Source organism: Cupriavidus sp. 207A1, assembly GCF_057798955.1.
The window spans coordinates 202720-226869 of sequence record NZ_JBYOJO010000009.1; the positions used below are offsets into that span (position 1 = coordinate 202720).

Annotated in this window: 20 protein-coding genes; 15 read left to right on the top strand and 5 right to left on the bottom strand. The window is 67.1% G+C overall.

What is annotated here, in order from left to right:
* Positions 1–6 precede the first annotated feature (6 nt).
* The 5 genes from AC3FMM_RS18405 to yedA all read left to right on the top strand — a co-directional run bounded on the left by AC3FMM_RS18405 (position 7) and on the right by yedA (position 5978).
* Positions 7–3111 (top strand): efflux RND transporter permease subunit, encoded by a 3105-nt coding sequence (locus AC3FMM_RS18405; protein ID WP_488687239.1) that lies wholly within the window; start codon positions 7–9, stop codon positions 3109–3111.
* 53 nt (positions 3112–3164) lie between these two features.
* Positions 3165–3551: a hypothetical protein gene (locus AC3FMM_RS18410; protein ID WP_488687240.1), complete on the top strand. Its 387-nt coding sequence runs from the start codon at positions 3165–3167 to the stop codon at positions 3549–3551.
* Between the two features lie 88 nt (positions 3552–3639).
* Positions 3640–4524, top strand: coding sequence for an SDR family NAD(P)-dependent oxidoreductase (locus AC3FMM_RS18415; protein ID WP_326347288.1), 885 nt, complete (start codon positions 3640–3642; stop codon positions 4522–4524).
* A 179-nt stretch (positions 4525–4703) separates the two neighbouring features.
* The gene (locus tag AC3FMM_RS18420) at positions 4704–4889 is read left to right on the top strand and encodes a hypothetical protein (RefSeq protein ID WP_115713014.1); all 186 of its coding nucleotides are present in this window, start codon (positions 4704–4706) and stop codon (positions 4887–4889) included.
* A gap of 213 nt (positions 4890–5102) precedes the next feature.
* Positions 5103–5978 (top strand): drug/metabolite exporter YedA, encoded by an 876-nt coding sequence (yedA, locus tag AC3FMM_RS18425; RefSeq protein ID WP_116314586.1) that lies wholly within the window; start codon positions 5103–5105, stop codon positions 5976–5978.
* A 37-nt stretch (positions 5979–6015) separates the two neighbouring features.
* Here the strand turns inward: yedA and AC3FMM_RS18430 are convergent, their stop codons facing one another.
* The 3 genes from AC3FMM_RS18430 to AC3FMM_RS18440 form a co-directional block, all read right to left on the bottom strand.
* Complete coding sequence (locus AC3FMM_RS18430) at positions 6016–6708, bottom strand: GntR family transcriptional regulator (protein ID WP_115701264.1); 693 nt, start codon at positions 6706–6708, stop codon at positions 6016–6018.
* Between the two features lie 129 nt (positions 6709–6837).
* Positions 6838–8451 carry an OpgD/OpgG family glucan biosynthesis protein gene (locus AC3FMM_RS18435; protein ID WP_116314585.1) on the bottom strand — a complete coding sequence of 538 codons (1614 nt, stop codon included), beginning with the start codon at positions 8449–8451 and terminating at the stop codon, positions 6838–6840.
* Positions 8452–8558: 107 nt separating this feature from the next.
* Complete coding sequence (locus tag AC3FMM_RS18440; RefSeq protein ID WP_115713017.1) at positions 8559–9323, bottom strand: TerC family protein; 765 nt, start codon at positions 9321–9323, stop codon at positions 8559–8561.
* 173 nt (positions 9324–9496) lie between these two features.
* Here AC3FMM_RS18440 and AC3FMM_RS18445 point away from each other — a divergent pair, with 173 nt between their 5' ends.
* From AC3FMM_RS18445 to AC3FMM_RS18490, 10 genes are all read left to right on the top strand, one after another.
* Complete coding sequence (locus tag AC3FMM_RS18445; RefSeq protein WP_115713018.1) at positions 9497–10474, top strand: 2-dehydropantoate 2-reductase; 978 nt, start codon at positions 9497–9499, stop codon at positions 10472–10474.
* Between the two features lie 268 nt (positions 10475–10742).
* Positions 10743–11462: a GntR family transcriptional regulator gene (locus AC3FMM_RS18450; protein ID WP_115713019.1), complete on the top strand. Its 720-nt coding sequence runs from the start codon at positions 10743–10745 to the stop codon at positions 11460–11462.
* A 314-nt stretch (positions 11463–11776) separates the two neighbouring features.
* The gene (gene frc / locus AC3FMM_RS18455; protein ID WP_115682707.1) at positions 11777–13009 is read left to right on the top strand and encodes a formyl-CoA transferase; all 1233 of its coding nucleotides are present in this window, start codon (positions 11777–11779) and stop codon (positions 13007–13009) included.
* Between the two features lie 156 nt (positions 13010–13165).
* On the top strand, positions 13166–13948 hold the full coding sequence (locus AC3FMM_RS18460) for a fumarylacetoacetate hydrolase family protein (protein WP_115713020.1): 783 nt from the start codon (positions 13166–13168) through the stop codon (positions 13946–13948).
* 36 nt (positions 13949–13984) lie between these two features.
* Entirely contained in the window at positions 13985–15544 is a 1560-nt protein-coding gene (locus tag AC3FMM_RS18465; protein ID WP_115713021.1) for a Re/Si-specific NAD(P)(+) transhydrogenase subunit alpha, read from the top strand.
* A gap of 16 nt (positions 15545–15560) precedes the next feature.
* Entirely contained in the window at positions 15561–16958 is a 1398-nt protein-coding gene (gene pntB, locus AC3FMM_RS18470) for a Re/Si-specific NAD(P)(+) transhydrogenase subunit beta (RefSeq protein ID WP_116314583.1), read from the top strand.
* Positions 16959–17396: 438 nt separating this feature from the next.
* On the top strand, positions 17397–19136 hold the full coding sequence (oxc, locus tag AC3FMM_RS18475; RefSeq protein ID WP_115713023.1) for an oxalyl-CoA decarboxylase: 1740 nt from the start codon (positions 17397–17399) through the stop codon (positions 19134–19136).
* Between the two features lie 40 nt (positions 19137–19176).
* Entirely contained in the window at positions 19177–20427 is a 1251-nt protein-coding gene (frc, locus tag AC3FMM_RS18480; RefSeq protein ID WP_115713024.1) for a formyl-CoA transferase, read from the top strand.
* Positions 20428–20585: 158 nt separating this feature from the next.
* On the top strand, positions 20586–21023 hold the full coding sequence (locus AC3FMM_RS18485) for a PAS domain-containing protein (protein WP_116314582.1): 438 nt from the start codon (positions 20586–20588) through the stop codon (positions 21021–21023).
* 148 nt (positions 21024–21171) lie between these two features.
* The gene (locus AC3FMM_RS18490) at positions 21172–22749 is read left to right on the top strand and encodes an AMP-binding protein (RefSeq protein ID WP_488687241.1); all 1578 of its coding nucleotides are present in this window, start codon (positions 21172–21174) and stop codon (positions 22747–22749) included.
* Here the strand turns inward: AC3FMM_RS18490 and AC3FMM_RS18495 are convergent.
* Together AC3FMM_RS18495 and AC3FMM_RS18500 are read right to left on the bottom strand one after the other, a co-directional pair.
* The gene (locus AC3FMM_RS18495) at positions 22716–23330 is read right to left on the bottom strand and encodes a TetR/AcrR family transcriptional regulator (RefSeq protein WP_488687242.1); all 615 of its coding nucleotides are present in this window, start codon (positions 23328–23330) and stop codon (positions 22716–22718) included. The two genes, AC3FMM_RS18490 and AC3FMM_RS18495, sit on opposite strands and share 34 nt — an antisense overlap.
* A 264-nt stretch (positions 23331–23594) precedes the next feature.
* On the bottom strand, positions 23595–24149 hold the full coding sequence (locus AC3FMM_RS18500; protein WP_488687243.1) for a hypothetical protein: 555 nt from the start codon (positions 24147–24149) through the stop codon (positions 23595–23597).
* Position 24150: the final 1 nt, after the last annotated feature.

The following is a 24150-nucleotide window of genomic DNA, read 5'->3' on the forward strand; positions in this document are numbered from 1 at the left end:
GCGCGCATGTTTAACTGGACCGTTCGCGCCAGCCTGGGCAACCGGCTGCTGGTACTGGCCTTCGCGCTGATCCTGATGGTCTACGGCGGCCTCACCGCATGGCGCACGCCGGTCGATGTGTTCCCGGACCTGAACAAGCCGCTGGTGACCGTGATCACCGAAGCGGGCGGCATGGCGCCGCAGGAAGTCGAGCTGCTGGTGTCGTTCCCGATCGAGACGGCGCTCAACGGCATGCCCGGCGTCACGCGGGTGCGCTCGGTGTCCGGCGTCGGCCTGTCCATTGTCTATGCGGAGTTCGACTGGGGCAGCGATATCTACCGCAACCGCCAGCTCGTGTCGGAACGGCTGGCGCTGGTGAAGGAGCAGTTGCCGGGCGGGCTCACGCCCATCCTCGGTCCGGTCTCGTCGATCATGGGCGAGATCATGCTGATCGCCTTGCCGATCGATCCGGCGCGCGCCAGCCCGATGCAGGCGCGCGAGTATGCCGACTTCGTGCTGCGGCCGCGGCTGCTGTCGGTGCCCGGCGTGTCGCAGGTGATCCCGATCGGCGGCGAGGTGCGGCAATTGCGGGTCGAGCCCGATACCGCGCGCATGGCGCAATTCGGCGTGGCGCTGGCACAGGTGCAGGGTGCCTTGCGCGACTTCGCCGCCAATACCAGTGGCGGCTTCATCGACCTCAACGGCCGCGAATACCTGATCCGCAATCTCGGCCGCACCAACCGGCTCGACGACCTCAAGGGCCTGGCGGTTGCTTACCAGGACGGCGTGCCGGTGCTGCTGGAGCAGGTAGCCCAGGTACGCTACGCCGCGGCGCTCAAGCGCGGCGACGCCGGCTTCAACGGCAAGCCCGCGGTGATCGTCAGCGTGCAGAAGCAGCCCGCCGCCGACACGGTGCGCCTGACGCGCGACCTGGAAGCCGCGCTGGGCGAACTGAAGCAGGGGCTGCCGCAGGGGCTGTCCACGCCGCAGGTGCTGTTCCGCCAGGCCGACTTTATCGAGGCCTCGATCGGCAACGTGGTCGAGGCGCTGCGCGATGGCGCCATCATGGTGACGGTGATCCTGTTCGCGTTCCTGCTGAGCGCGCGCACCACCGCGATCTCCCTGGTGGCGATCCCGCTGTCGCTGGCCGTCTCCGCGCTGGCCTTCCACCTGCTGGGCCAGTCGATCAACGTGATGACGCTGGGCGGCCTGGCCATCGCCATCGGCGAACTGGTCGACGACGCGATCGTCGACGTGGAGAACATCCAGCGCCGGCTGCGGCAGCGCGCCGCCATGGACAACCCGCCGCCGGTGCTGGAGACCATCTGGCGCGCCTCGGTCGAAGTGCGCTCCGGCATCGTCTATGCCACGCTGGTGGTGGTGCTGGTGTTCGTGCCGCTGTTTGCGCTGCCGGGGATCGAAGGGCGCCTGTTCGCGCCGCTGGGGATCGCCTACATCGTGTCGATCCTGGCGTCGATGCTGGTGTCGATGACGGTGACGCCGGTGCTGTCGTACTACCTGCTGCCGCGGATGAAGCGGCTCGACCATCCGGACAGTCCGCTGGTGGCATGGCTCAAGCGCACCGATGCCCGCATCCTGGACTGGTCGTTCCCGCGCGCGCGTGCGGTGCTCGCCGTGGCCGCCGTCGCGGTCGTGCTGGCGGCCGCCACCGTGCCGTGGATGCCGCGGGCCTTCCTGCCGGGCTTCAACGAGGGCTCGATGGTGATGTCGCTGATGCTCAATCCCGGCACCTCGCTGGCCGAAGCCAACCGCATCGGCGCGCTCGCGGAAACGCTGATCCGGCAAGTGCCGGAAGTGACGCGCGTCGGGCGCCGCACCGGCCGCGCCGAACTGGACGAACACGCGGAAGGCGTGCATGCCTCGGAGATCGACATCGACCTGAAGCCCTCCGGCCGCAGCCGGGAACAGGTCATGGCCGCGATCCGCGCGCAACTGGCCGGGCTGCCTGCGTCGGTGGCGATCGGCCAGCCGATTTCGCATCGGCTGGATCACCTGCTGTCCGGCGTGCGGGCGCAGATCGCGCTGAAGATCTATGGCGACGACCTCGATACGCTGCGCGGCCTGGCGGAGAACGTGCGTGGGCGCCTGGCGGCGATACCCGGCTTGGTCGACATCACGGTCGAGCGCCAGGTGCTGATTCCGCAGGTCAATGTGCGGCTCGACTATCGCAAGGCCGCGCAGTACGGCATCCCTGCCGGCGAGGCGCTGAAGGCGCTGCAGACCTTGTCCGACGGCACGCGCGTCACGCAACTGATCGACGGCGTGCGCCGCCACGACCTGGTGGTGCGCCTGCCCGATAGCGGCCGTACGCCGCAGGACCTGTCCCGGGTCATGCTGGACTCGCCGCGCGGCGCGGTGCCGTTGTCGGCCATCGCCAGCGTGGAGGAGGGCGATGGCCCCAACCAGATCGGGCGCGAGAACGGCCGGCGGCGCATCGTGGTCTATGCCAATACCGACGGCTCCGATATGTCGCAGATCGTCGGCGCGGTGCGCGAAGCGGCGGCGCGTGCCGGATTGCCCGGTGGCTATTTCGTCAGCATCGAGGGCCAGTTCCAGGCGCAGGAGCAGGCCACGCGCCGCATCGTGCTGCTGTCCCTGGTGTCGCTGGCGCTGATCTATCTGGTGCTCTACTCGCGCTATCGCTCCGCCACCCTGACGCTGGTCATCATGGCCAATATACCGTTCGCCCTGATCGGCAGCGTGATCGCGATGTGGCTGGCGGGGCTGAGCCTGTCGGTGGCGTCGATGGTCGGCTTTATCACGCTGACCGGCATTGCCACGCGCAACGGCATCCTGAAGGTCAGCCACTACATCAACCTGTGCCGCTTCGAAGGCGAGACCTTCGGCATGCCGATGATCGTGCGCGGTTCGCTGGAGCGGCTGACGCCGGTGCTGATGACCGCGCTGGTGGCGGCGTTCGCACTGGTGCCCTTGCTGGTATCGGCCGACGCGCCGGGCAAGGAGATCCTGCATCCGGTCGCGGTGGTTATCTTTGGGGGGCTGGTCAGTTCGACCCTGCTCGATTCCATGCTGACGCCGCTGGCGTTCTGGCTGTTCGGGCGCCGCCCGCTGCAGCGCATCCTGTCGCAGCAGCCGGAGGACACTTACTGATTCACGGGCTTTGGCAGCGGCGCCCGCAAGCCGCTGCAGCAACGGAGTAGACGATGAAGAAACAGATCTCGGCCATGGTGTTTGCCGGCAGTCTCGCACTGTCCGGGTTTTCCGGCGTGGCCCTGGCGCACGGCGCCAAGCCCGCGCAATACGGCGGCATCGTGCAGGTCGCCAGCGACCTGCAGTTCGAACTGGTGAACCGGGATGGCGCGGTCACGATTTATGTCGACGACCATGACAAGAAGCTGCCCGTGGCCGGCGCCAGCGGCAAGCTGACGGTGTTGACCGGCACCCGCAAGACGGAAACGGCGCTGAACCCGAGTGCGGACAATGCGCTGGTTGCGGCCGACAAGCTGCAACTCACGGCCGGCTCCAAGCTGGTGGCGACGATCCGGTTTGCGGACGGCAAGACTGTCACGGCGCGCTTTGTGGCGAAATGACGGGCGCTCCCTTGACTCGCTGCGTTACTTGGTAACATTTGAAAGAATCGCCTGTTTCAAAAAAACTTCATGCTGAGCAGGAGGCGCCATGGACCGCCGCAAACTCATTCTGAATGGTGCGTATCTGGGTGTGGGCCTGGTCATGGCGCCGTTGCTGACCGTCGCTGCTGCATTGGCGCAACCCGCATCCAGTCCCGCGGCAAGGTCCGCCGCGACACCCGTTCAACGCAGCCGCGGACGTAAGGCCCGCATCTTCATCACTGGTTCGTCCGACGGTCTCGGTCATGCGGCGGCGCGGACGCTGCTCGGCGACGGGCATGAGGTCGTGGTGCACGTTCGCTCCCAGGCGCGGCTGCCCGCCGTCAGGGAGCTCGTGGAGCAGGGTGCCATCGCGACCATCGGCGACCTTTCCGACCTGGAGCAGACACGGGACCTGGCCCGGCAGGTCAACGCCATTGGCACGATGGACGCGGTGATCCACAACGCGGGGATCCTGTCAGGGCCCCAGGTCCTGATGGTCAACGTCGTCGCGCCGTACCTGCTCACGGCGCTGATCCGGCGCCCCAGGCGGCTGATCTACCTGAGCAGCAGCATGCACAAAGGTGGCCGGGTAAGTCTTGACCGCATCGACTGGTCCGGGCGTACCGGCACAGCTGGCTATTCGGAGAGCAAGCTTTTCATCACGACCCTGGCGGCAGCCGTGGCGCGGTTGTGGCCCGACGTCTACAGCAACGCAGTCGATCCGGGCTGGGTTCCCACCAAGATGGGTGGTGCGAATGCGCCAGACGACCTTCGGCTGGGACATCTGACCCAGGAGTGGCTGGCTACCAGCAACGATCCGCGGGCGCTGACCAGCGGAGGGTATTGGTACCACCAGCGGTTGCAGGAGCCGCACGCCCTCGTCCGCAACACGAAATTCCAGGATCGGTTGTTGGGCGAACTGGCCCGCGTGACAGGAACAAGACTGGTTTGATGCCAGATCCGGTGATCGGGCGTTCGCCTTAACCGTCACACAATCCACGGAGAAGTATTTCATCCGGCACAGCTTGTGGTGTCCCAGCATACGTACTTTCACCTAATGCTGCATTGCGTCAATTCTTTTGCTACAATCAGGGAAAACCCCATAAGGGTAATCCCGAAAGGAAGGACGCCATGAACACCCAATCCGATATCAAGCTGACCGATCAACTGGAACGCCACCTCATCGAGCGCGAGCTCGGCACGCAAAGCCTGGGCTTCGCCCATGACGTGAAGCGCGCCATCGCCACCGTGCAGTCGGTGATCGAGCGCCTGCAAAGCCAGGCCCGGAAGGCCAAGGTGGTCTACGCCAACGGCTGAGCCCTGGCGGCAGTACGGTAGTTGCGGCCCTTCCGGGCTGCGTTGAAGAACCGGCCATACGTGCGCCCGCCCGGGTGAACGCGGCCGGTTTTGCTTTGCCTGCGGCGTTGGAGTGCTTTGTGAGCAACTCTCACAAGGCTTGCCAGTGCTTTTCGTTTTGCCGCCGCGGCGGACAGGGCTATCTTGGATGCCTTTCCGGAGTCCCGTGCGCCCATGTCCCCGCTTGTGCTGCTGTGCCTGCTGATCACCTATGTGGTCTGGGGCACGACCTATCTGGCGATCCGCTTTACGCTGGAGAGCTTTCCGCCGCTGTTCATGATGGGCACGCGCTTCCTGTGCGCGGGCCTGCTGCTGGCCGCGTGGCTGGCATGGCGCGGCACGCCGATGCCGTCGGTGCGGCAGTTGCGACATTGCGCGGTGCCGGCTTTGTTCCTGCTGGTGGGCGGCATGGGACTCACTGCCATCGCCGAGCAGACGATTTCTTCGGGCGCCACCACGGTGATGATCGGGTCGATGCCGATCTTCGCGCTGATCTGGGGGGCGTGCTTCGGCAACCGGCCGAAGTGGTTCGAGTATGTGGCGATCGCCATTGGCAGCGCCGGCATCCTGTTGCTGACCGCGGGCGCGGAATTCCAGGTCAGTAGCGGCGGCGTGGTGGCGCTGTTGCTGGCGGTGGCGAGCTGGTCCTTCGGCTCGCAGCTGGCGCGCCGGCTCGACCTGCCGCCGGGGGCGGCGGCGTTTGCCGCGGAGATGGTGATCGGCGGCGCGGTGCTGATGGCGCTGTCGCTGCTGCGGCAGGAGCCGTGGCCGTCTGCCGTCAGCGCGCAGGCCGGCTGGGCCTGGGTCTACCTGGTGGTGGCGGGGTCCCTGGTAGCCTTCTCCGCTTACATGTACCTGGTCTCGACGGTCAGCCAGACCCTGGCGGCAAGCTATGTCTACGTGAACCCGCCGGTGGCGCTGGCCATGGGCGCATGGCTGGGCGGCGAGCAGATCGCGCCGCAGACGCTGGGCGCGGTGGTGCTGATCCTGGTGGCGCTGACGGTGCTGAGCCTGGGCACGCTGCGCGCGGCGCGTACCCAGGCAGCCTGAGCGCGCCACGCCGCCGCGGGCGCTTGCGCTATCCCGCCTAGCGGCCCGACTGCTCCTGGATCCACAGCGACAGCCGGACCTTGTAGGCCTGCTGGATATGCCGGCGCGCGATCTGCTCGGCCAGCGTCGGATCGCGCTGTTCCAGCGCTTCCACCAGCGAGATGTGTTCTTCGTACGAACTGCGCGCACGCCCCGGCACCGCCAGCGTGGTGCGCCCGAGCAGTGCCATGGACTCGTGCAGCGAGCGCAGGGTCTTCAGCAGGTAGCGGTTGTGGGCGCAGCGGTGCAGGGTCTCATGGAACAGCCGGTTGTTCAGTGCAAGCCGGTCGGGATCGTCGGCGATGGCGAGGTCGCGCTCGACGATATCGCGCAGCAGCGAGATCTCGACGTCGGTGGCGTGGCGCGCGGCCAGCGCGGCGGCGGTGCCCTCCAGCACTTCGCGCATCACGTACAGCTCGCTGACCATGCTGGCATCGAGCTGCGTCACCATCATGCCCCGATTGGGCTCGTTGACGACCAGGCCCTCGGATTCCAGCCTGGACAGCGCTTCACGCACCGGCGTGCGCGACAACCCCAGCGATTCGGCCAGTTCCACCTCGCGCAGCCGGGTGCCGGGGGAAAGCTGGCCGGCCTGGATGGCGGCGCGCAACTGCTGGTAGGCGCGCTCCGAGCGCGGGAGCGATGCAGCCTGGCCGCTGTCGGCGGCGCCGTTGAACTCTTGAGAAATCATGTGAGGCTGGCGGATGCGGTGTAACTGTCGTAGCCAGCCATCATACCCGCTCGCGCCCGCCTGACATCACGGTGTCGCAATACGGGGTAAAGGGGCTGGCCCGGCGCCAGCCCCGCGCCGCCGGGGGCGTCAGCCCGCCGGCGACTGGAACGGGTGGTACTGGTACAGCCAGGTTTCCGACAGCGGCTTGCCGTTCAGGCGCAGGAACAGCCGCAGGTCGACCGGCTGGGCGCCCTCGGTGGTCAGGTCGAACTGGGCCCGCCAGTGCCCGGCCACGCCATTGGGCACGGCTTCGGTGAAGACATAGGAAAAGCTGCCGCGCGAGGCGGTCAGCACGGCTTCGGGCTTGACGCCGAAGGGCAGTTTCTCCAGCGGCGCACCCTTGAACTCGACCATGAACTTGCGCACGCCCTTGGGCCGCGGCTGGCCCGGCTGGCCGCCGTTGCCCAGGCGCGTGGCCACGCAGCGCGCCAGCGGCGACGGGTAGGGCTCGTCGGCCGCCCAGTGCAGCCGGTAGCGCAGGCGGTAGGTGTTGCCGGCCTTGGCCGGCGCCTTCGGCACCCACATGGCGACGATATTGTCGTGGATCTCATCGTCGGTGCGCAGCTCCACCAGCTGCACCGAGCCGGCGCCCCAGCCGTCGCGCGGCTCCACCCACAGGCTGGGGCGGCGGTCGTAGTTGACGCCGTCCTGGTAGTGGTCGAACAGGCGGTCGCGCTGCAGCAGCCCGAAGCCCTTCGGGTTGTCGTCGGAGAAGGCCGAGGCGGTGGTCTGCGGCGGGTTGTTGAGCGGGCGCCAGATATGCTCGCCGGCGCCGTTCCACAGCGCCAGGCCGTCGGAGTCGTGCACTTCGGGGCGCCAGTCGACGGCGGTGCCCTTGATGCTTTCCGAGAACCAGTACATCGAGGTCAGCGGCGCCAGCCCAAGCCGCGCCACGTCCTTGCGCAGGAACAGCACGCACTCGACATCCATGATCACGGCCTTGGCGCGCTGCATGACGAAGCGGTAGGCGCCGGAAATGCTGGGCCCGTCCAGCAGCGCGTAGACCGTGACGGTGTCGCTGTTGCCCTCGGGGGTCTCGAACCAGAAGTGGGTGAAGGCCGGGAATTCTTCCTGCTTGCCCGCTTCGGCGACGTCGATGGCGATGCCGCGCGCGGACAGGCCGTACTGGTACAGCTCGCCGATGGCGCGGAAATACGAGGCGCCGAGGAAGGCCACCCAGTCGTTCTTGCGCCAGTCGCGCGTTTTCTGGTCGCCCAGGCGGCTTTCCTGGAAACGGAAGCCGGCAAAGCCACTGCCCGGCGGCAGCTTGTGCGCGGGGCTGTCGGCCGGCATGTCGAAGTAGGCATCGTCATAGACGATCTCGCGTGCCTTGCCGGTGCCGCCCTTGGCGCGCTCGATCACATGCATGCGCACCGGGCTGCGGAAGTAGGTGCCGAGGTGGAAGAACGTGACCGGGAACTGGCCCGGGCCGCTGGCAAAGAGCGCGTCCTCGGTGCGGAAGCGGATCTTGCCGTGGGCGTCGTAGTCGATGCGGGACAGCACGTCTGCCGGTGGCGCGGGCGGCGGCGCGTAAGGCTTGCCGGCCAGCGCGCGGGCGCGCTCGATCAGGGCGTCGAAGCCAAACGGCTGGGCCTCGCCTAGCTTGATCCGGCTGGCCGCCAGTACCGATGGGGTAATGCCGAGGGCGGCAAGCGCCGCAGAGGCGGTGGCAGAGACCAGCAGGGTTCGGCGATTCATCATGTGGCGAAAGCGTCCTTTTATTGTCCGGGTTTGTGCAGAACTGTAAAAGACGCCGCCGCCGCGGAAAAGTTCGGACACCCTCTGTTACAGCGGGTGGCGCCAGCGCCTCACGGCACCTCGCGCACCTCGCTCGCGGCGCGGCGCTGGCGGCGCCGCTGCCGCGCCAGCATGTTCAGCCCCTCGACCGCCGCCGAGAACGCCATCGCCGTATAGATATAGCCCTTCGGCACGTGCGTGCCGAGGCCTTCGGCGATCAGCGTCATGCCGATCATCATCAGAAACGCCAGCGCCAGCATCACGATGGTGGGATTGCGGTTGATGAAGTTGGCCAGCGGCGTCGCCGCGAACAGCATCGCCATGACCGCCGCGATGACGGCTACGAACATGATCTGCACGTGTTCGGTCATGCCCACCGCGGTGATGATGCTGTCGATCGAAAACACCAGGTCCAGCACCAGGATCTGGCCGATGGCCGAGGCAAAGCTATGCACTGCCGTGGCCGTGCCGCCTTCCGCGGCTTCTTCGGCGGCGTTGACGTGCTGGTGGATTTCGCGCGTGGCCTTCCATACCAGGAAGCCGCCGCCCCCGATCAGGATCAGGTCGCGCCAGGACAGGCCATGGCCCAGCACGCTGAAGACCGGTTGGGTCAGCGTGACGATGAAGGCAATGGTAGCCAGCAGGCCCAGGCGCATCAGCAGCGCCAGGCTGATGCCGATCTTGCGGGCCTTCTCCCGCATCTCCAGCGGCAGCTTGTTGGTCAGGATCGAGATGAAGATCAGGTTGTCGATCCCAAGCACGATTTCCATGGCCACCAGCGTGGCCAGTGCCGCCCAGGCGGCGGGATCCTGCAGCAATGCCAACGTCGCTTCCATGAAGGCTCCGGAGTGATAGGAGGGCGCATGCAGGCTTCATGTTAGCGCAGCGTCGCTTGGCCGCGCAGCCTGTCACATAAAGATAAAGCGTACCTGCGCAGGTTGCCATGTGCTGCCATGGAATATAGTATGTGATATATCAAAAGATCCAATCGAGCCATCAAGGAGGCAGCATGAAAGTCTGTATCTACGGCGCCGGAGCGATCGGCGGCTATGTCGGCGCGCAAATGGCGCGCGCTGGGGCAGAGGTCAGCTTCGTCGCGCGCGGACCCCACCTCGCGGCGATGCAGGAGCACGGCGTCAAGCTGCTGATCGACGGCGAGGAGCGCGTCGCCCGGGTGCGCTGCACCAGCGATCCGCATGAACTCGGGCACCAGGATTATGTGTTCATCACCCTCAAGGCGCATTCGGTGCCCGGGGTCGTAGACCAGATGCAGCCGCTGCTGGGTCCCGAAACGGCGATCGTGACCGGCGTCAACGGCATTCCTTACTGGTACTTCTACAAGCACGGCGGCGATCTGGCCGGGCGCACGCTGGAAAGCGTCGATCCGGGCGGGCGCCAGTGGCAACGCCTGGGCCCGGAGCGGGCCATCGGCTGCGTGGTCTATCCGGCCGCGGAAATCATCGCGCCGGGCGTGATCAAGCATGTCTACGGCAAGAAATTTCCGCTCGGTGAGCCGGATGGCAGCCGCTCCGCGCGCGTGACCCGGCTCAGCGAAATGATGATGGCCGCCGACCTGGAAGCTCCCGTGCGCGACAATATCCGCGACGAGATCTGGCTCAAGCTGTGGGGCAACCTGTGCTTCAACCCGATCAGCGCGCTGACCCACGCCACGCTGGATGTCATTACCGCCGATCCGGCCACGCGCGCGCTGTCGCGCCAGATGATGGTGGAGGCGCAGGGCATCGCCGAGCGCTTCGGGGTGAAGTTCCGCGTCGACGTGGAGCGGCGCATCAACGGCGCCGGCGCCGTCGGCGCGCACAAGACCTCGATGCTGCAGGACCTGGAGGCGGGGCGGGCCATGGAAATCGACCCGCTGCTGACGGTGGTGCAGGAAATGGGGCGGCTGGTGGGTGCGCCGACTCCGATGTGCGACGCCGTGCTGGGGCTGATCAAGCAGCGCGATGCGATGGCGAAGCTCGCCGCCTGACCAGCACGGGACGCCGCCGGGTCGGGCGTCCCCCCGCAGCGCGAGCCGGGCGGCAACGTGACGCACGCCCGGCTTGCAAAGTCCGAAGGCAGGGCGATTGTGATATACCATATACGACAGGCCGCGCACCGCTTCTGTGCCGATGCATAGGAACCGCGCATCGTTTGATGCGCTTTCATAATGGATCCGGCGTTTTTGCTAAGCTGTGCAGCAATGCGGCGGGCAGCCATTCCGGCCGCCCGGCCGCCGGTCTCACACGAGCACATCCATGTCTGCGCAAAGCCAATCCATCGTCCAGCCCAACGGGCTGTCCCTGTCGGTACAACCGATCAACGCCGGCGCCAGCCTGCGCGACCAGGCCTATGCCATGTTGCGGCAGGCCATTGCCGACGCCGACATCTACCAGTCGCGCGACGAGATCCGGCTGGACGAGCGCGTGCTGAGCGAGGCCATGGGCGTCAGCCGCACGCCGATCCGCGAGGCCATGACGTTGCTGGAGCAGGAGGGCTTCCTGCGCACGGTACCGCGACGTGGCATCTACATCATGCGCAAGACCAAGCGCGAGATCGTCGAGATGATCCAGATGTGGGCCGCGCTGGAAAGCATGGCGGCGCGCCTGGCCACCGAGAACGCCACCGACGCCGAGATCGCGCAACTGCGCAGCATGTTCGACAGCTTCCGCGACTCCACGCCGGCCGAGCATATCGAAGAGTATTCCGACGCCAACATTGTGTTCCACCAGGCGATCGTGCAGTTGTCGAAGTCGCAGATCATCATGGACACGATCCGCAATATCTTTATCCACGTTCGCGCGATCCGGAAGATGACCATCTCGCAGAGCGACCGCGCGGCCCGGTCCATCGTCGACCACCTGCGCATCATCGAGGCGCTGGAGAGGCGCGACACCGAACTCGCGGAGCGGTTGGTGCGGCAGCATTCGCTGGACCTCGCGGACTACGTGGAGAAGCACTGCGATTTCCTGGACTGAAGCAGCCAGCAATCCGGTGCAAGAGACGGCGGACTTCGGTCCGCCGTTTTGCTTTCTGGCGAGGATTTGCTTGAACGACGCCATTTCGCTAAATGGTGTGTGATATATCAATGTGAAAAGGCAAGCCGCCTTTATTCCATCCCGCTACTGAAAACGCCGGTCTTTATGCCTTGCGCGTCTGGATGGCGGCTCTCTGCTGCGTCGCATCGTCGATATTTACGCCGGAAGCGCCAAACTCCTCTTGCTCTCTTCTGATATATCACATACCGTATGTCATCAGAGACTACAAATAGCGGAAGAGGAGACCCTTCGCAATGGAAACCAAAGCCCTGCAAGGAGTGCGTATCCTGGACATGACCCACGTCCAGGCGGGCCCGTCGGCGACGCAGTTGATGGCGTGGCTGGGCGCGGACGTGATCAAGGTGGAGATGCCGGGACGCGGCGACATCACGCGCAGCCAGCTGCGCGACGTGCCGAACGCCGACAGCCTGTACTTCACCATGCTGAACTCCAACAAGCGCAGCCTGACGTTGAACATGAAGACGCCCGAAGGCAAGGCGCTGCTCGAAGACCTGATCCAGCGCAGCGACGTGCTGATCGAGAACTTCGGCCCGGGCGTGCTGGCGCGCGCGGGCTTCGACTGGGACCACATGCAGGACCTGAATCCGCGACTGGTCTACGCCTCGATCAAGGGCTTTGGCCCGGGCCCGTACGCGGACTGCAAGGCCTATGAAAACGTGGCGCAGTGCATGGGCGGCTCGGCTTCGACCACGGGCGACGCCGACGGCGTGCCCACGGTGACCGGCGCGCAGATCGGCGACTCCGGCACCGGTGTGCATGCCGTGGTCGGCATCCTGGCCGCGCTGCTGCATCGCGAGCACACCGGCCGCGGCCAGCGCGTGGAAGTGGCGATGCAGGACGCGGTCCTGAACCTGTGCCGGGTCAAGCTGCGCGACCAGCAGCGCCTGGCCAACGGCCCGCTGCGCGAGTATCCCAACCAGGAGTTCGGCGACCACGTGCCGCGCGCGGGCAATGCGTCGGGCGGCGGGCAGCCGGGCGCGGCGCTGCGCTGCGCCCCGGGCGGTCCCAACGACTATGTCTACGTCATCATCCAGCCGCAGGGCTGGGAGCCGCTGATGCGCCTGTGCGGGCGCGAGGATCTGATCACCAACCCGGACTACGCCACGCCGGAAGCGCGCCTCAAGCACCTGGCCGACTGCTTCGCCGTGATCGAGAAATGGACGCGCAGCCTCAGCAAGTTCGAGGTGATGGCGGCGCTGAACGAGGTCGATGTGCCGTGCGGCCCGATCCTGTCGATGAAAGACCTGATCGAGGACGAGTCGCTGTACCAGCGCGGCTACCTGGTGGAACTGGAGCATCCGCAGCGCGGCAACTACGTGCAGCTGGGCTGCCCGATCACGCTGTCGGCCTCGCCGGTGCAGGTGGAACGCTCGCCGCTGCTGGGCGAGCACACCGAGGAGATCCTCGAGTGGCTCGGCCGCACCCCGGCGCAGATCGCCGCGATGAAGCTGGCCGGCGCGGTATGAGCGCATGAGCCCGGCCTGATGTCATTCCCGTCATTCCCGCGCGTGCGGGAATGACCCGCGGCGGCCGCGCGCCGTCATGCCTCTCCCTTTTCCGAAGATCCCTGAACCGACATCGGCGCAGGCGGGGCCTCGCTTTGCCCGCGCAAGGAGCATGCTGTGCAAACCTGGATACGTTTCCGCCGCGCCGACGGCAGCATCGGCCATGGCCGCCTGGATGAGGCCAACCCCAACCGCGTCGTCGAATATGACCGCGACGGCTTTGACAACCCCAGTCCCACCGGCGCCGTGCACGACCGCGCCGCGCTGACGCTGCTGGCACCGTGCGCGCCGGGCAAGGTGGTGGCGCTGTGGAACAACTTCCACGCGCTCGCGCGCAAGCTGGAAAAGCCGGTGCCGACGCACCCGCTGTTCCTGATCAAGCCGGCCTCGTCGCTGGCCGGGCCCAACGACGCCGTGCAGCGCCCCAAGAGCTATGACGGCAAGATCGTCTATGAGGGCGAGCTGGGCATCGTCATCGGCAAGAAGGCGCGCAACGTGACGGTGGCGGAGGCCGGCGCGCATATCTTCGGCTACACCATCGTCAACGACGTGACCGCGGCCGAGCTGATCACGGCCGATCCCAATTTCCCGCAATGGACCCGCGCCAAGGGCTTCGACACCTTCGGCTGCATCGGCCCGGCCATCGTCACCGGCTTCCAGTGGAAGGGCGCCAGCGTGGTCACGCGGCTGGACGGGGTGGAGCGGCAGAACTATCCGCTGTCGGACATGATCTTCTCGCCCGAGGAGCAGGTCAGCCGCATCTCGCAGGACCTGACGCTGATGCCGGGCGATGTGATTGCCGTCGGCACTTCGCTGGGCGTGGGTTCGATGAAGGACGGCGCCGTGGTCGAGGTGTCGATCGCCGGCATCGGCTCGCTGGTCAACCACGTGCGCGGCTGAGCCGGCGCCCATTCCTTTCCTGAAACGGTGAATGCCATGCCAATGACGATCGGTGTGCCGCGCGAGGTCCACCCGGGCGAGCGGCGCGTTGCCGCCACCCCGGACTCGGTCAAGGAACTGCTCAAGCTCGGCTACCAGGTGGTAGTGGAGACCGGCGCCGGGCTGGAAGCGTCGTTCTCGGACGACGACTACCGCGCCGCCGGCGCGGCCATTGTCGATGCGGCCAGCCTGTGGGCCTCGGTCGACGTGGTGGTCAAGGTGCGCCCGCCGCAGGTCCATCCCAGCCTGGGGGTGGAAGAGGCGGCGCTGCTGAAGAAGCATGCCACGCTGATCGGCTTTGTCTGGCCCGCGCAGCAGATGCCGATGCTGGAGCGGCTGGCGCAGCGCGGGGCCACGGTGCTGGCGATGGACTGCGTGCCGCGCATCTCGCGCGCGCAGAAGCTGGATGCGCTCAGCTCGATGGCGAACATGGCCGGCTACCGCGCGGTGATCGAGGCCGCCCATGCCTTCGGCCGGCCCTTTGCCGGGCAGATCACCGCCGCCGGCAAGATCCCGCCGGCGCGGGTGCTGGTGATCGGCGCGGGCGTGGCGGGGCTGGCGGCGATCGGCGCGGCGCGCAGCCTGGGGGCGGTGGTGCGCGCCTTCGATACGCGGCCGGTGGTGCGCCAGCAGATCGAGAGCCTGGGCGCGGAGTTCCTCACGGTCGAGATCGAAGAAGATGGCAGCGGCAGCGGCGGCTATGCCAAGGAAATGAGCCCGGCTTTCATCGAAGCGGAGATGCGCCTCTTTGCCGAGCAGGCGCGCGAGGTCGACATCATCATCACCACCGCGCTGATCCCGGGCAAGCCGGCGCCCAGGCTGCTGGAGGCCGGCACCGTGGGGCTGATGCGCGCCGGGAGCGTGGTGGTCGACCTGGCCGCCGAGCAGGGCGGCAACTGCGTGCTGACCGTGCCGGGCGAAAGCGTGCGCCGCGACGGCGTCACCATCATCGGCTACACCGACCTGCCCAGCCGCATGGCGGCGCAGGCGAGCCAGCTCTATGGCACCAATATCCGCCACCTGCTGAGCGAGCTGACGCCGGGCAAGGACGGCCAGCTGGTGGTGGACATGGACGACGAGATGATCCGCGGCGCGACCGTGCTGCACCAGGGCGCGGTGACCTGGCCGCCACCGCCGCTGACAGTGGCGGTGCCGCAGCAGCAGGCGCCGGCGGAGGTCCCGGCGCCGGCCGAAGCCGCGCCGCCGCGCAGCCGCACCGGCACGACGCTGATTGCCCTGGCACTGGCGGCCGCTGCGCTGCTCGGACTGGGGGCGGTCGCGCCACCGGCCTTCATGGCGCATTTCACGGTGTTCGTGCTGGCGATCTTCGTCGGCTACCAGGTGGTGTGGAACGTGACCGCGGCGCTGCACACGCCGCTGATGAGCGTGACCAATGCCATCAGCGGGATCATCGTGGTGGGGGCGCTGGTGCAGCTGGGCAAGCCGTCGCTGCTGACGGCGGTGATCGCCGGCTGCGCGGTGCTGGTGGCCACCATCAATATCGCCGGGGGCTTCCTGGTGACGCAGCGCATGCTGAAGATGTTCCAGCGCGACTAAGGCCAGGGAGAGAACCATGCCATCCGGAATCAGCAATATTGCTTACCTCGCCGCCAGTGCGCTGTTTATCCTCAGCCTGAGCGGGCTGAGCCATCCTGCCACCGCCCGGCGCGGCAACATGCTCGGCATCGCCGGCATGGTGATCGCGGTCATGACCACGGTGCTGGCGGGCAGTCCCGACGGCATCGCCATCATCATCGTCGCGATGGTGGTGGGGGGCATTGCCGGGGCCATGCTGGCCCGGCGCGTGGAGATGACGCAGATGCCGCAGCTGGTGGCGGTGCTGCACAGCTTCGTCGGCCTGGCCGCGGTGCTGGTCGGCTATGCCAACTACCTGGAACCGACCACGCTGGCCGGCGCCGAAAAGGCGATCCATGAGGTCGAGACTTACCTCGGCATCCTGATCGGCGCGGTCACCTTTACCGGATCGATCATCGCCTTCCTGAAGCTGCAGGGCACCATGGGCGGCAAGCCGATGCTGCTGCCGGGGCGACACGTCCTCAACGCCGGCGCGCTGGTGGTATGCGTGTGGCTGGGCTATGCCTTCCTGGCCGCGCCGGATCCGCAGCAGGGGCTGGTGCCGCTGGCGGCGATGACGGTGGTCGCGCTGCTGGTCGGGGCGCACCTGGTGCTGGCGATCGGCGGCGCCGACATGCCGGTGGTGGTGTCGATGCTCAACAGCTACTCCGGCTGGGCGGCGGCGGCGACCGGCTTCATGCTGGGCAACGACCTGCTCATCATTACCGGCGCGCTGGTGGGGTCGAGCGGCGCCATCCTCAGCTACATCATGTGCAAGGCGATGAACCGCAAGTTCCTGTCGGTGATCCTGGGCGGCTTCGGCGCGGTGCAGGCCCAGGGCGCGGCGGCCGAGCAGGGCGAGGTGCTGCCGGTGTCGAGCGAGGAAGTCAGCAGCCTGCTCAAGGACGCCAACGAGGTCATCATCGTGCCGGGCTACGGCATGGCGGTGGCGCAGGCGCAGGGCACCATCAGCGAGATCGCGCGGCGGCTGCGCGCACAGGGGGTCAATGTCCGCTTCGGCATCCACCCAGTCGCCGGCCGCCTGCCGGGGCACATGAACGTGCTGCTGGCCGAGGCGCGGGTGCCATATGACATCGTGCTGGAAATGGAAGAGATCAACGACGACTTCGAGAAGGCCGACGTGGTGCTGGTGGTGGGCGCCAACGACATCGTCAACCCCGGCGCGCTGGAAGACCCCGCCAGCCCGATTGCCGGCATGCCGGTGCTGGAGGTGTGGAAGGCCAAGACCGTGGTGGTGTCCAAGCGCAGCATGGCGGCGGGCTACGCGGGCGTGGACAACCCGCTGTTCTACAAGGACAACACGCGCATGTGGTTTGGCGATGCCAAGGGCAGTGTCGATGCGCTGCTGCGGCAGCTGGAGGAAGTACCGGCCTGAGCGGCGCTGTAGCCGTACCGTCAGCTGGCTGGAAACGGTGTATGTGATATATCTGATGGCTGAAATCGCCTTTTAAGGCAATTTCAAATCGAACGTCTGCATTAGTGAGAAATGGGAATAATTAGCGTGGATTGAGGAATTACGCTGATTTACGCGCAGATCCAGCCTGGTTTGCTGCGGTGCACTGACGAAAGTTGGTCGAAGAGGTGGAAAATAACTTGCCGTTCTCTGATATATCACATACCGTATGTCATCAAGACCGGTCGAACCGAACCGGCACCGACCGCAGCAGGGCACAGCCCCCGCGCACCACGAACACAAGTCCAAAAGGAGACCAAGCATGTCGGAAGTCGTAGCGAAGCGGGCCCCAAGCACTCCCGCGGCAGCCTGAGTCACAAAAATTCCCACCCCAGTCAATTTGCATAGAAGGAAGCAACCATGGCAGAAGTCGGAAACGAGCTGCAGCGTCACGCCGCGGAAGAACATCAGGCACAAACCGATGGTTTTCATCTGGTCATCGACGCGCTGAAGCTGAACGGCATCGAAAACATCTACGGCCTGCCCGGCATTCCGGTCACCGATCTGGCCCGTCTGGCGCAGGCCAACGGCATGCGCGTCATCAGCTTCCGCCACGAGCAGAATGCCGGCAACGCCGCGGCGATTGCGGGCTTTCTGACGCAGAAGCCGGGCGTTTGCCTGACCGTCTCGGCGCCGGGCTTCCTGAACGGGCTGACGGCACTGGCGCATGCCACCACCAACTGCTTCCCGATGATCCTGATCAGCGGCTCGAGCGAGCGCGAGATCGTCGACCTGCAGCAGGGTGACTACGAAGAGATGGACCAGCTGGCCATCGCCCGTCCGCACGCCAAGGCGGCGTTCCGCGTGCTGCACGCGGAGGACATCGGCGTCGGCGTCGCGCGTGCGATTCGCGCCGCCGTGTCGGGCCGCCCGGGCGGCGTGTACCTGGACCTGCCGGCCAAGCTGCTGGGGCAGTCGCTGGAAGCCGAGAAGGGCAAGCAGTCGCTGATCAAGGTGGTGGACCCGGCGCCGCGCCAGCTGCCCGCACCGGACTCGGTCGAGCGTGCGGTCGCGCTGCTGAAGACCGCCAAGCGCCCGCTGATCCTGATCGGCAAGGGTGCCGCCTACGCACGCGCCGAGGCGGACCTGCGCAAGCTGGTCGAGAAGACCGGCATCCCGTACCTGCCGATGTCGATGGCCAAGGGCCTGCTGCCCGATACGCATCCGCAGTCGGCCTCGGCGGCGCGCTCCTATGTGCTGGCCGAAGCCGACGTGGTGCTGCTGGTCGGCGCCCGCCTGAACTGGCTGCTGTCGCACGGCAAGGGCAAGACCTGGGGCAAGCCCAAGCAATTCATCCAGGTCGACATCGCGCCGACCGAGATGGACAGCAATGTCGCCATCGCCGCGCCGGTGGTCGGTGACATCGGCTCGTGCGTAACGGCGCTGCTCGACAAGATCGGCAATGACTTCGCCAAGCCGGGCGCCGACTGGCTGAACGCGGTGGCGGACCGCAGGGACACCAACCTTGCCAAGATGGCCGAGACCCTGGCCAGGGCCAAGGATGCCGCACCGATGAACTTCCACGGCGCGCTGGCCGTGCTCAAGGACGTGGTCAAGGCCAACCCGGGCATCTCCTTCGTCAACGAAGGCGCCAACACGCTGGACTACGCCCGCGCCGTGATCGACATGTACGAGCCGCGCAAGCGCCTGGACGTAGGCACGTGGGGCGTGATGGGCGTGGGCATGGGCTACGCGGTGGCCGCCGCGGTCGAGACCGGCAAGCCGGTGCTGGCGCTGTGCGGCGACAGTGCCTTCGGATTCTCGGGCATGGAAGTCGAGACCATCTGCCGCTACAACCTGCCGGTCTGCATCGTCATCTTCAACAACAACGGCGTCTACAAGGGCATCGACAAGAACCCCACCGGCGGCACCGACCCCGCGGTCACGACCTTCGTCCCGGGCGCGCGCTACGACAAGATGATGGAAGCCTTCGGCGGTGTCGGTGCCAACGTCACCACGCCGGCGGAACTCGAGGCCGCGGTGAACGAAGCCCTGCGCTCGGGCAGGCCGACGCTGGTCAACGCCGTCATCGATCCGGCGGCAGGCACCGAAAGCGGCCGCCTGACCAACCTGAATCCGCAAAGCTCGGCCAAGAAGTAATCCACCCGAATTTCACCCCCTAATCCAATAGGAGACGAACGTGAACCTCCCACTCAACGGCATCAAGATCATCGACTTCACGCACGTCCAGGCGGGTCCCGCCTGCACCCAGCTGCTGGCATGGTTCGGCGCCGACGTGATCAAGGTGGAGCGCCCGGGTTCCGGCGACGTGACGCGCACCCAGCTGCGCGACATCCCGGATGTCGACGCGCTGTACTTCACCATGCTCAACAGCAACAAGCGTTCGCTCACGCTGGACACGAAGAAGCCGGACGGCAAGAAGATCCTGGAGCAACTGATCCGCGAGTCGGACGTGCTGGTGGAGAACTTCGGCCCGGGCGCGCTGGACCGCATGGGCTTTTCGTGGGAGCGCATCAACGAACTCAACCCGAAGATGATCGTGGCGTCGGTCAAGGGCTTCAGCGACGGCCACCACTATGAAGACCTGAAGGTCTACGAGAACGTGGCCCAATGCGCCGGCGGCGCGGCCTCGACCACCGGCTTCTGGGATGGCCCGCCCACGGTGTCCGCGGCGGCGCTGGGCGATTCCAACACCGGCATGCACCTGGCCATCGGCATCCTGACCGCGCTGATCGGCCGCGACAAGACCGGCAAGGGCCAGAAGGTGGCGGTGTCGATGCAGGATGCGGTGCTGAACCTGTGCCGCGTCAAGCTGCGCGACCAGCAGCGCCTGGACCGCCTGGGCTACCTGGAAGAGTACCCGCAATACCCGCACGGCACCTTCAGCGACGTGGTGCCGCGCGGCGGCAACGCGGGCGGCGGCGGCCAGCCGGGCTGGGTGCTGAAGTGCAAGGGCTGGGAGACCGATCCCAATGCCTACATCTACTTCACCATCCAGGGCCATGCCTGGGAGCCGATCTGCAAGGCGCTGGGCAAGCCGGAATGGATAGCCGATCCCAACTACGCCACCGCCAAGGCGCGCCAGCCGCACATCTTCGATATCTTCAACACCATCGAGGAATGGCTGGCCGACAAGACCAAGTACGAGGCGGTCGACATCCTGCGCAAGTTCGACATCCCGTGCTCGCCGGTGCTGTCGATGAAGGAGATTGCCGCCGATCCGTCGCTGCGCGCCAGCGGCAGCATCACCGAGGTGCCGCACAAGGAGCGCGGCAGCTATCTGACGGTGGGCAGCCCGATCAAGTTCTCCGACCTCAAGCCGGAGATCACGGGTTCGCCGCTGCTGGGCGAGCATAGCGAAGAGGTGCTGGCCGGCCTGGGCTACGGTGCGGAAGACATCAAGCGCCTGCGCGAGTCCCAGGTGATCTGACGCCGCCCGCCGGCACCCCGTGCCGGCGCCGACGCCGGGGCCGCGCGCACAGCGGGCTCCGGCGTTTTTGCTTGTGGCGCCGCGCTGTGGCACGCTACCTTGACGGCACCGGCGGGCTCCAGGCCGCTGCCGTTTGCAGATGACGAGAGGGAATCCCCATGACAGAGCAGATCGACTACGCGCAACTGGTGTCCGCCATCGGCGACGCCATCATCATCTCCGACGCCAAGGGCGCCATCACCCTGTGGAATCCCGCGGCCGAGCGCATGTTCGGCTTCACCGAGGCCGAGGCCATGGGGCAGTCGCTGGACCTGATCATCCCCGAGCGCCTGCGCGGGCGGCATTGGGAAGGCTACGACAAGACCATGGCGACCGGTATCACGCGCTACGGCCATGACCTGCTCAAGGTGCCGGCGGTCGACAAGGACGGCAAGACGATGTCGATCGCCTTCACCGTGGCGCTGCTCAAGGACGACGCCGGTGCCGTGACCGGCATCGTCGCAGTGATCCGCGACGAGACCGCGCGCTTCCAGGAAGAGCGGGCGCTGAAGAAGCGGCTGGTGGAGCTGGAAAGCCAGGTCAAGGAACAGGCCTGAGGCGCCTGCGGGTTGCGTGTCGCCGGACACCGTTGAGCGGCTGGCTTTGCCCTGAGTTAACCCGGTCTTCTCGGTACCAAAAGCGTTGACCTGGTACCGGGTGGCCCCTACATTGGGAGCCTGACCAGAACAACTCCAGGGAGACAACATGGCCCGTCAGGCTTCAGCGGCTTGCGTCGTCCACGGCGGCGCGACCGTCGGCCAGCTCTATACCGCGGCGCTGCGCGCGCGGCCCGGCGTACCCGCCGTGGTCGGCGACGACGTCACGCTGAGTTATGAGGCGCTGGCCCGGCACAGCGCACGCATCGCACGGCTGTTCGCCGCGCGCGGCCTGGCGCGTCAGGACGTGGTGGCCTTCCTGGTTGGCAACCGCGCCGAGGCGGTCGCAGCCATCATCGCCGCGCAGCTGGCGGGGCTGAAGGCCGTGTCGCTGCACCCGATGGCCGCGCAAGCGGACCATGCCTTCGTGCTCGAAGACGCGGCGGTGCAGGCGCTGGTGGTCGACAACGCCCGCTTTGCCGAGCGCGCGCGCGTGCTTGCCGCCAGCACGCGGGTGCAGGTGCTGCCGCTCGACGACGGCGAGTTCGGCCCCGGCCTGGTCCGCGCCGCCGCCGGCTTCGACGACGCCTCCGTGGTCCCCGGCGACGATCCGACCGAGATCAGCAAGCTGTCGTACACCGGCGGAACCACCGGACGTTCGAAGGGCATCCTGCATACGCACCGGACCTCGGTGACGATGCTGCAGTACATGCTGGCAACCTACGAATGGCCGGCGCAGGTGCGTTACCTGGTGACCACGCCGATCTCGCACGCCTCCGGCAGCCTGTTCCTGCCGACGCTGCTGCGCGGCGGCACCATCTACCTGTGCGACAAGTTCAGCCCGGCGGATTTCCTGCGCCGCGTGGCCGAGCACCGCATCAACCTGACCTTCCTGGTCCCCACGCAGATCTACGGGCTGCTCGATTGCGACGGCCTGGACGCGGCCGACCTGTCCAGCCTGGAACTGGTGCTCTACGGCGCGGCGCCGATCGCACCGGTGCGCCTGGCCGACGCGCTGCGCCGCATCGGCCCGGTGTTCGGGCAGATCTACGGCCAGGCCGAGGCGCCGATGTGCATCAGCTACCTGAGCCCGCGCGACCATGATCCGAACCATCCCGAGCGCCTGCGTTCATGCGGCAAGGTCATTCCCGGCAACCAGGTCAGGCTGCTCGACGCGCAGATGCGGGAAGTCGCGCCGGGCGAGGTGGGCGAACTGTGCGTGCGCGGCCCGCTGGTGATGGAGGGCTACCTGAACCGGCCGGAAGAAGACGCCAGGGTCTTTGCCGGCGACTGGCTCCATACCGGCGACATGGCCCGCTGCGACAGCGAAGGATTCCTGTACCTGGTCGACCGCGCCAAGGACATGATCATCAGCGGCGGCTTCAACGTGTACCCGAGCGAAGTCGAGCACTGCCTGGCGCTGCATCCGGCCATCGCCATGTCGGCGGTGATCGGCGTGCCCGATCCCAAGTGGGGCGAAGCCGTGACCGCGGTGGTGGTGGCCCGTCCCGGCACCGAGCTGACCGAGGCCGAGGTGATCGCCCACGTGACCCGGCACAAGGGCGTGGTCAATGCGCCCAAGCAGGTGGTGTTCGCCGATGCGCTGCCGCTGACGGCGCTGGGCAAGATCGACCGCAAGGCCATCCGCGGTCGTTACTGGGGCGGGCAGGAGCGGCAGGTGGCCTGAGTACGGCTACCGGCGTCCGGCCGGCACAGCAGGCCGTTCAGGATGATCTCGTAGAACTCGCTGAAGGCATCGCCCATCTTCATCCCGGTGTCCTTCAGGAACTGCTGGCTGCGCAGGCGATGCGCGGCGCCGAGGATCGCTTCCGACACCAGCCGCGGGTTGTGCGGCGCCATCAGTCCCTGCCGCATGCCGGCCTCGAGCAGGCTTTCCAGCCCGCGCACGCGCGCCAGCTGGTACGCGTCGAACACGGCCCGGCCGCTGTCGATGGCATCGAGGTCGGCCAGTGCCGCCTTGCTCAGTCCCGAGGTGTTCAGCGCAGCATGCAGGTAGGCCGACACGGCGCGCGCGGCATCGCTCTCGCGGCGCGCAGCGGCGAAGCCCCGCTCCAGGTTGGCCGCCAGCACATCGCGGCAGATGCCGACGAACAGCGCCTCCTTGGTCGGCGCGATCTCGTACAGGCGACGCCGCGAGCAGCGCATGCGCTGCGCGATCTCGCCGATGGTCAGCGACGAGACGCCTTCGCTGCACAGCAGGCGCGTCAGGTCGTGGATAAAGTCTTCGTCGGTGCGTCGCGTGGCCATCAAGCGGGCGGGCTATGCGTCCGGCTGCCGCCGGCGGGTTGAAGCTGGGTTGGGAGCGGTATGTTACGACGATTCCCGCACGCGCTGCAGCATGGCGCCAGGCGCGCGGTGGCGTGGAGCTTGCACGGCTGGTGCAGCGCGTTGCCGGGTGCAACGCCAGGGCCCGCCCGGACGCGGCGGAAACGGTAAAAGCGGGAGAGCCGTGTGAAAATTACTGGCGCTGCGTGCAGCAAGACGGACACAGGCGGCGGACGCGGGCAGGACTCAAGCGCGCCTTCCTGCTTGCCGCAGCAGCATCGCGCCCAGCGGCAACGCCAGACCGAAGGCGACGTAGACCAGTGCCAGCATGCCGGGCGACAGCCGGCGCTCGAAGCCAGGGGTGAGGCGATGGGGCGTGCACTTCAGGTCGACGAAGCACGCAATGCCGGCAATCGCGAGGCCGCCGAGCACGCGCGTCGGCGCCGTGGGGGATGCGGCGGGACGCGCGCTGGCATGGACATCGCCATGTGTGCCGCCCACCGCCATCGCGCCTTCGTAGAACGCCGCCCAGAACACCGACATCGCATGATGGATGACATAGCCCAGCACGGTATGCCGCACCGACGGCCGGTTGGTGTGAATGGCCCGCTCGCCCCAGATCCAGTGGCTGACGGCGTTGACGGGCGCGAACGCGCTGCCGCAGTCGACGCTGCCGCCGCAGGCGAGCATGCCTGTCGACAACAGGCTGGCGCAAGTGCCCGAGACCGCGGCCCGGCGCAGCACGGTGGCAGCATCCAGCGCGTGCTGGTGCTCGGCGCCAGCGGCTTTATCGGCCGGCATG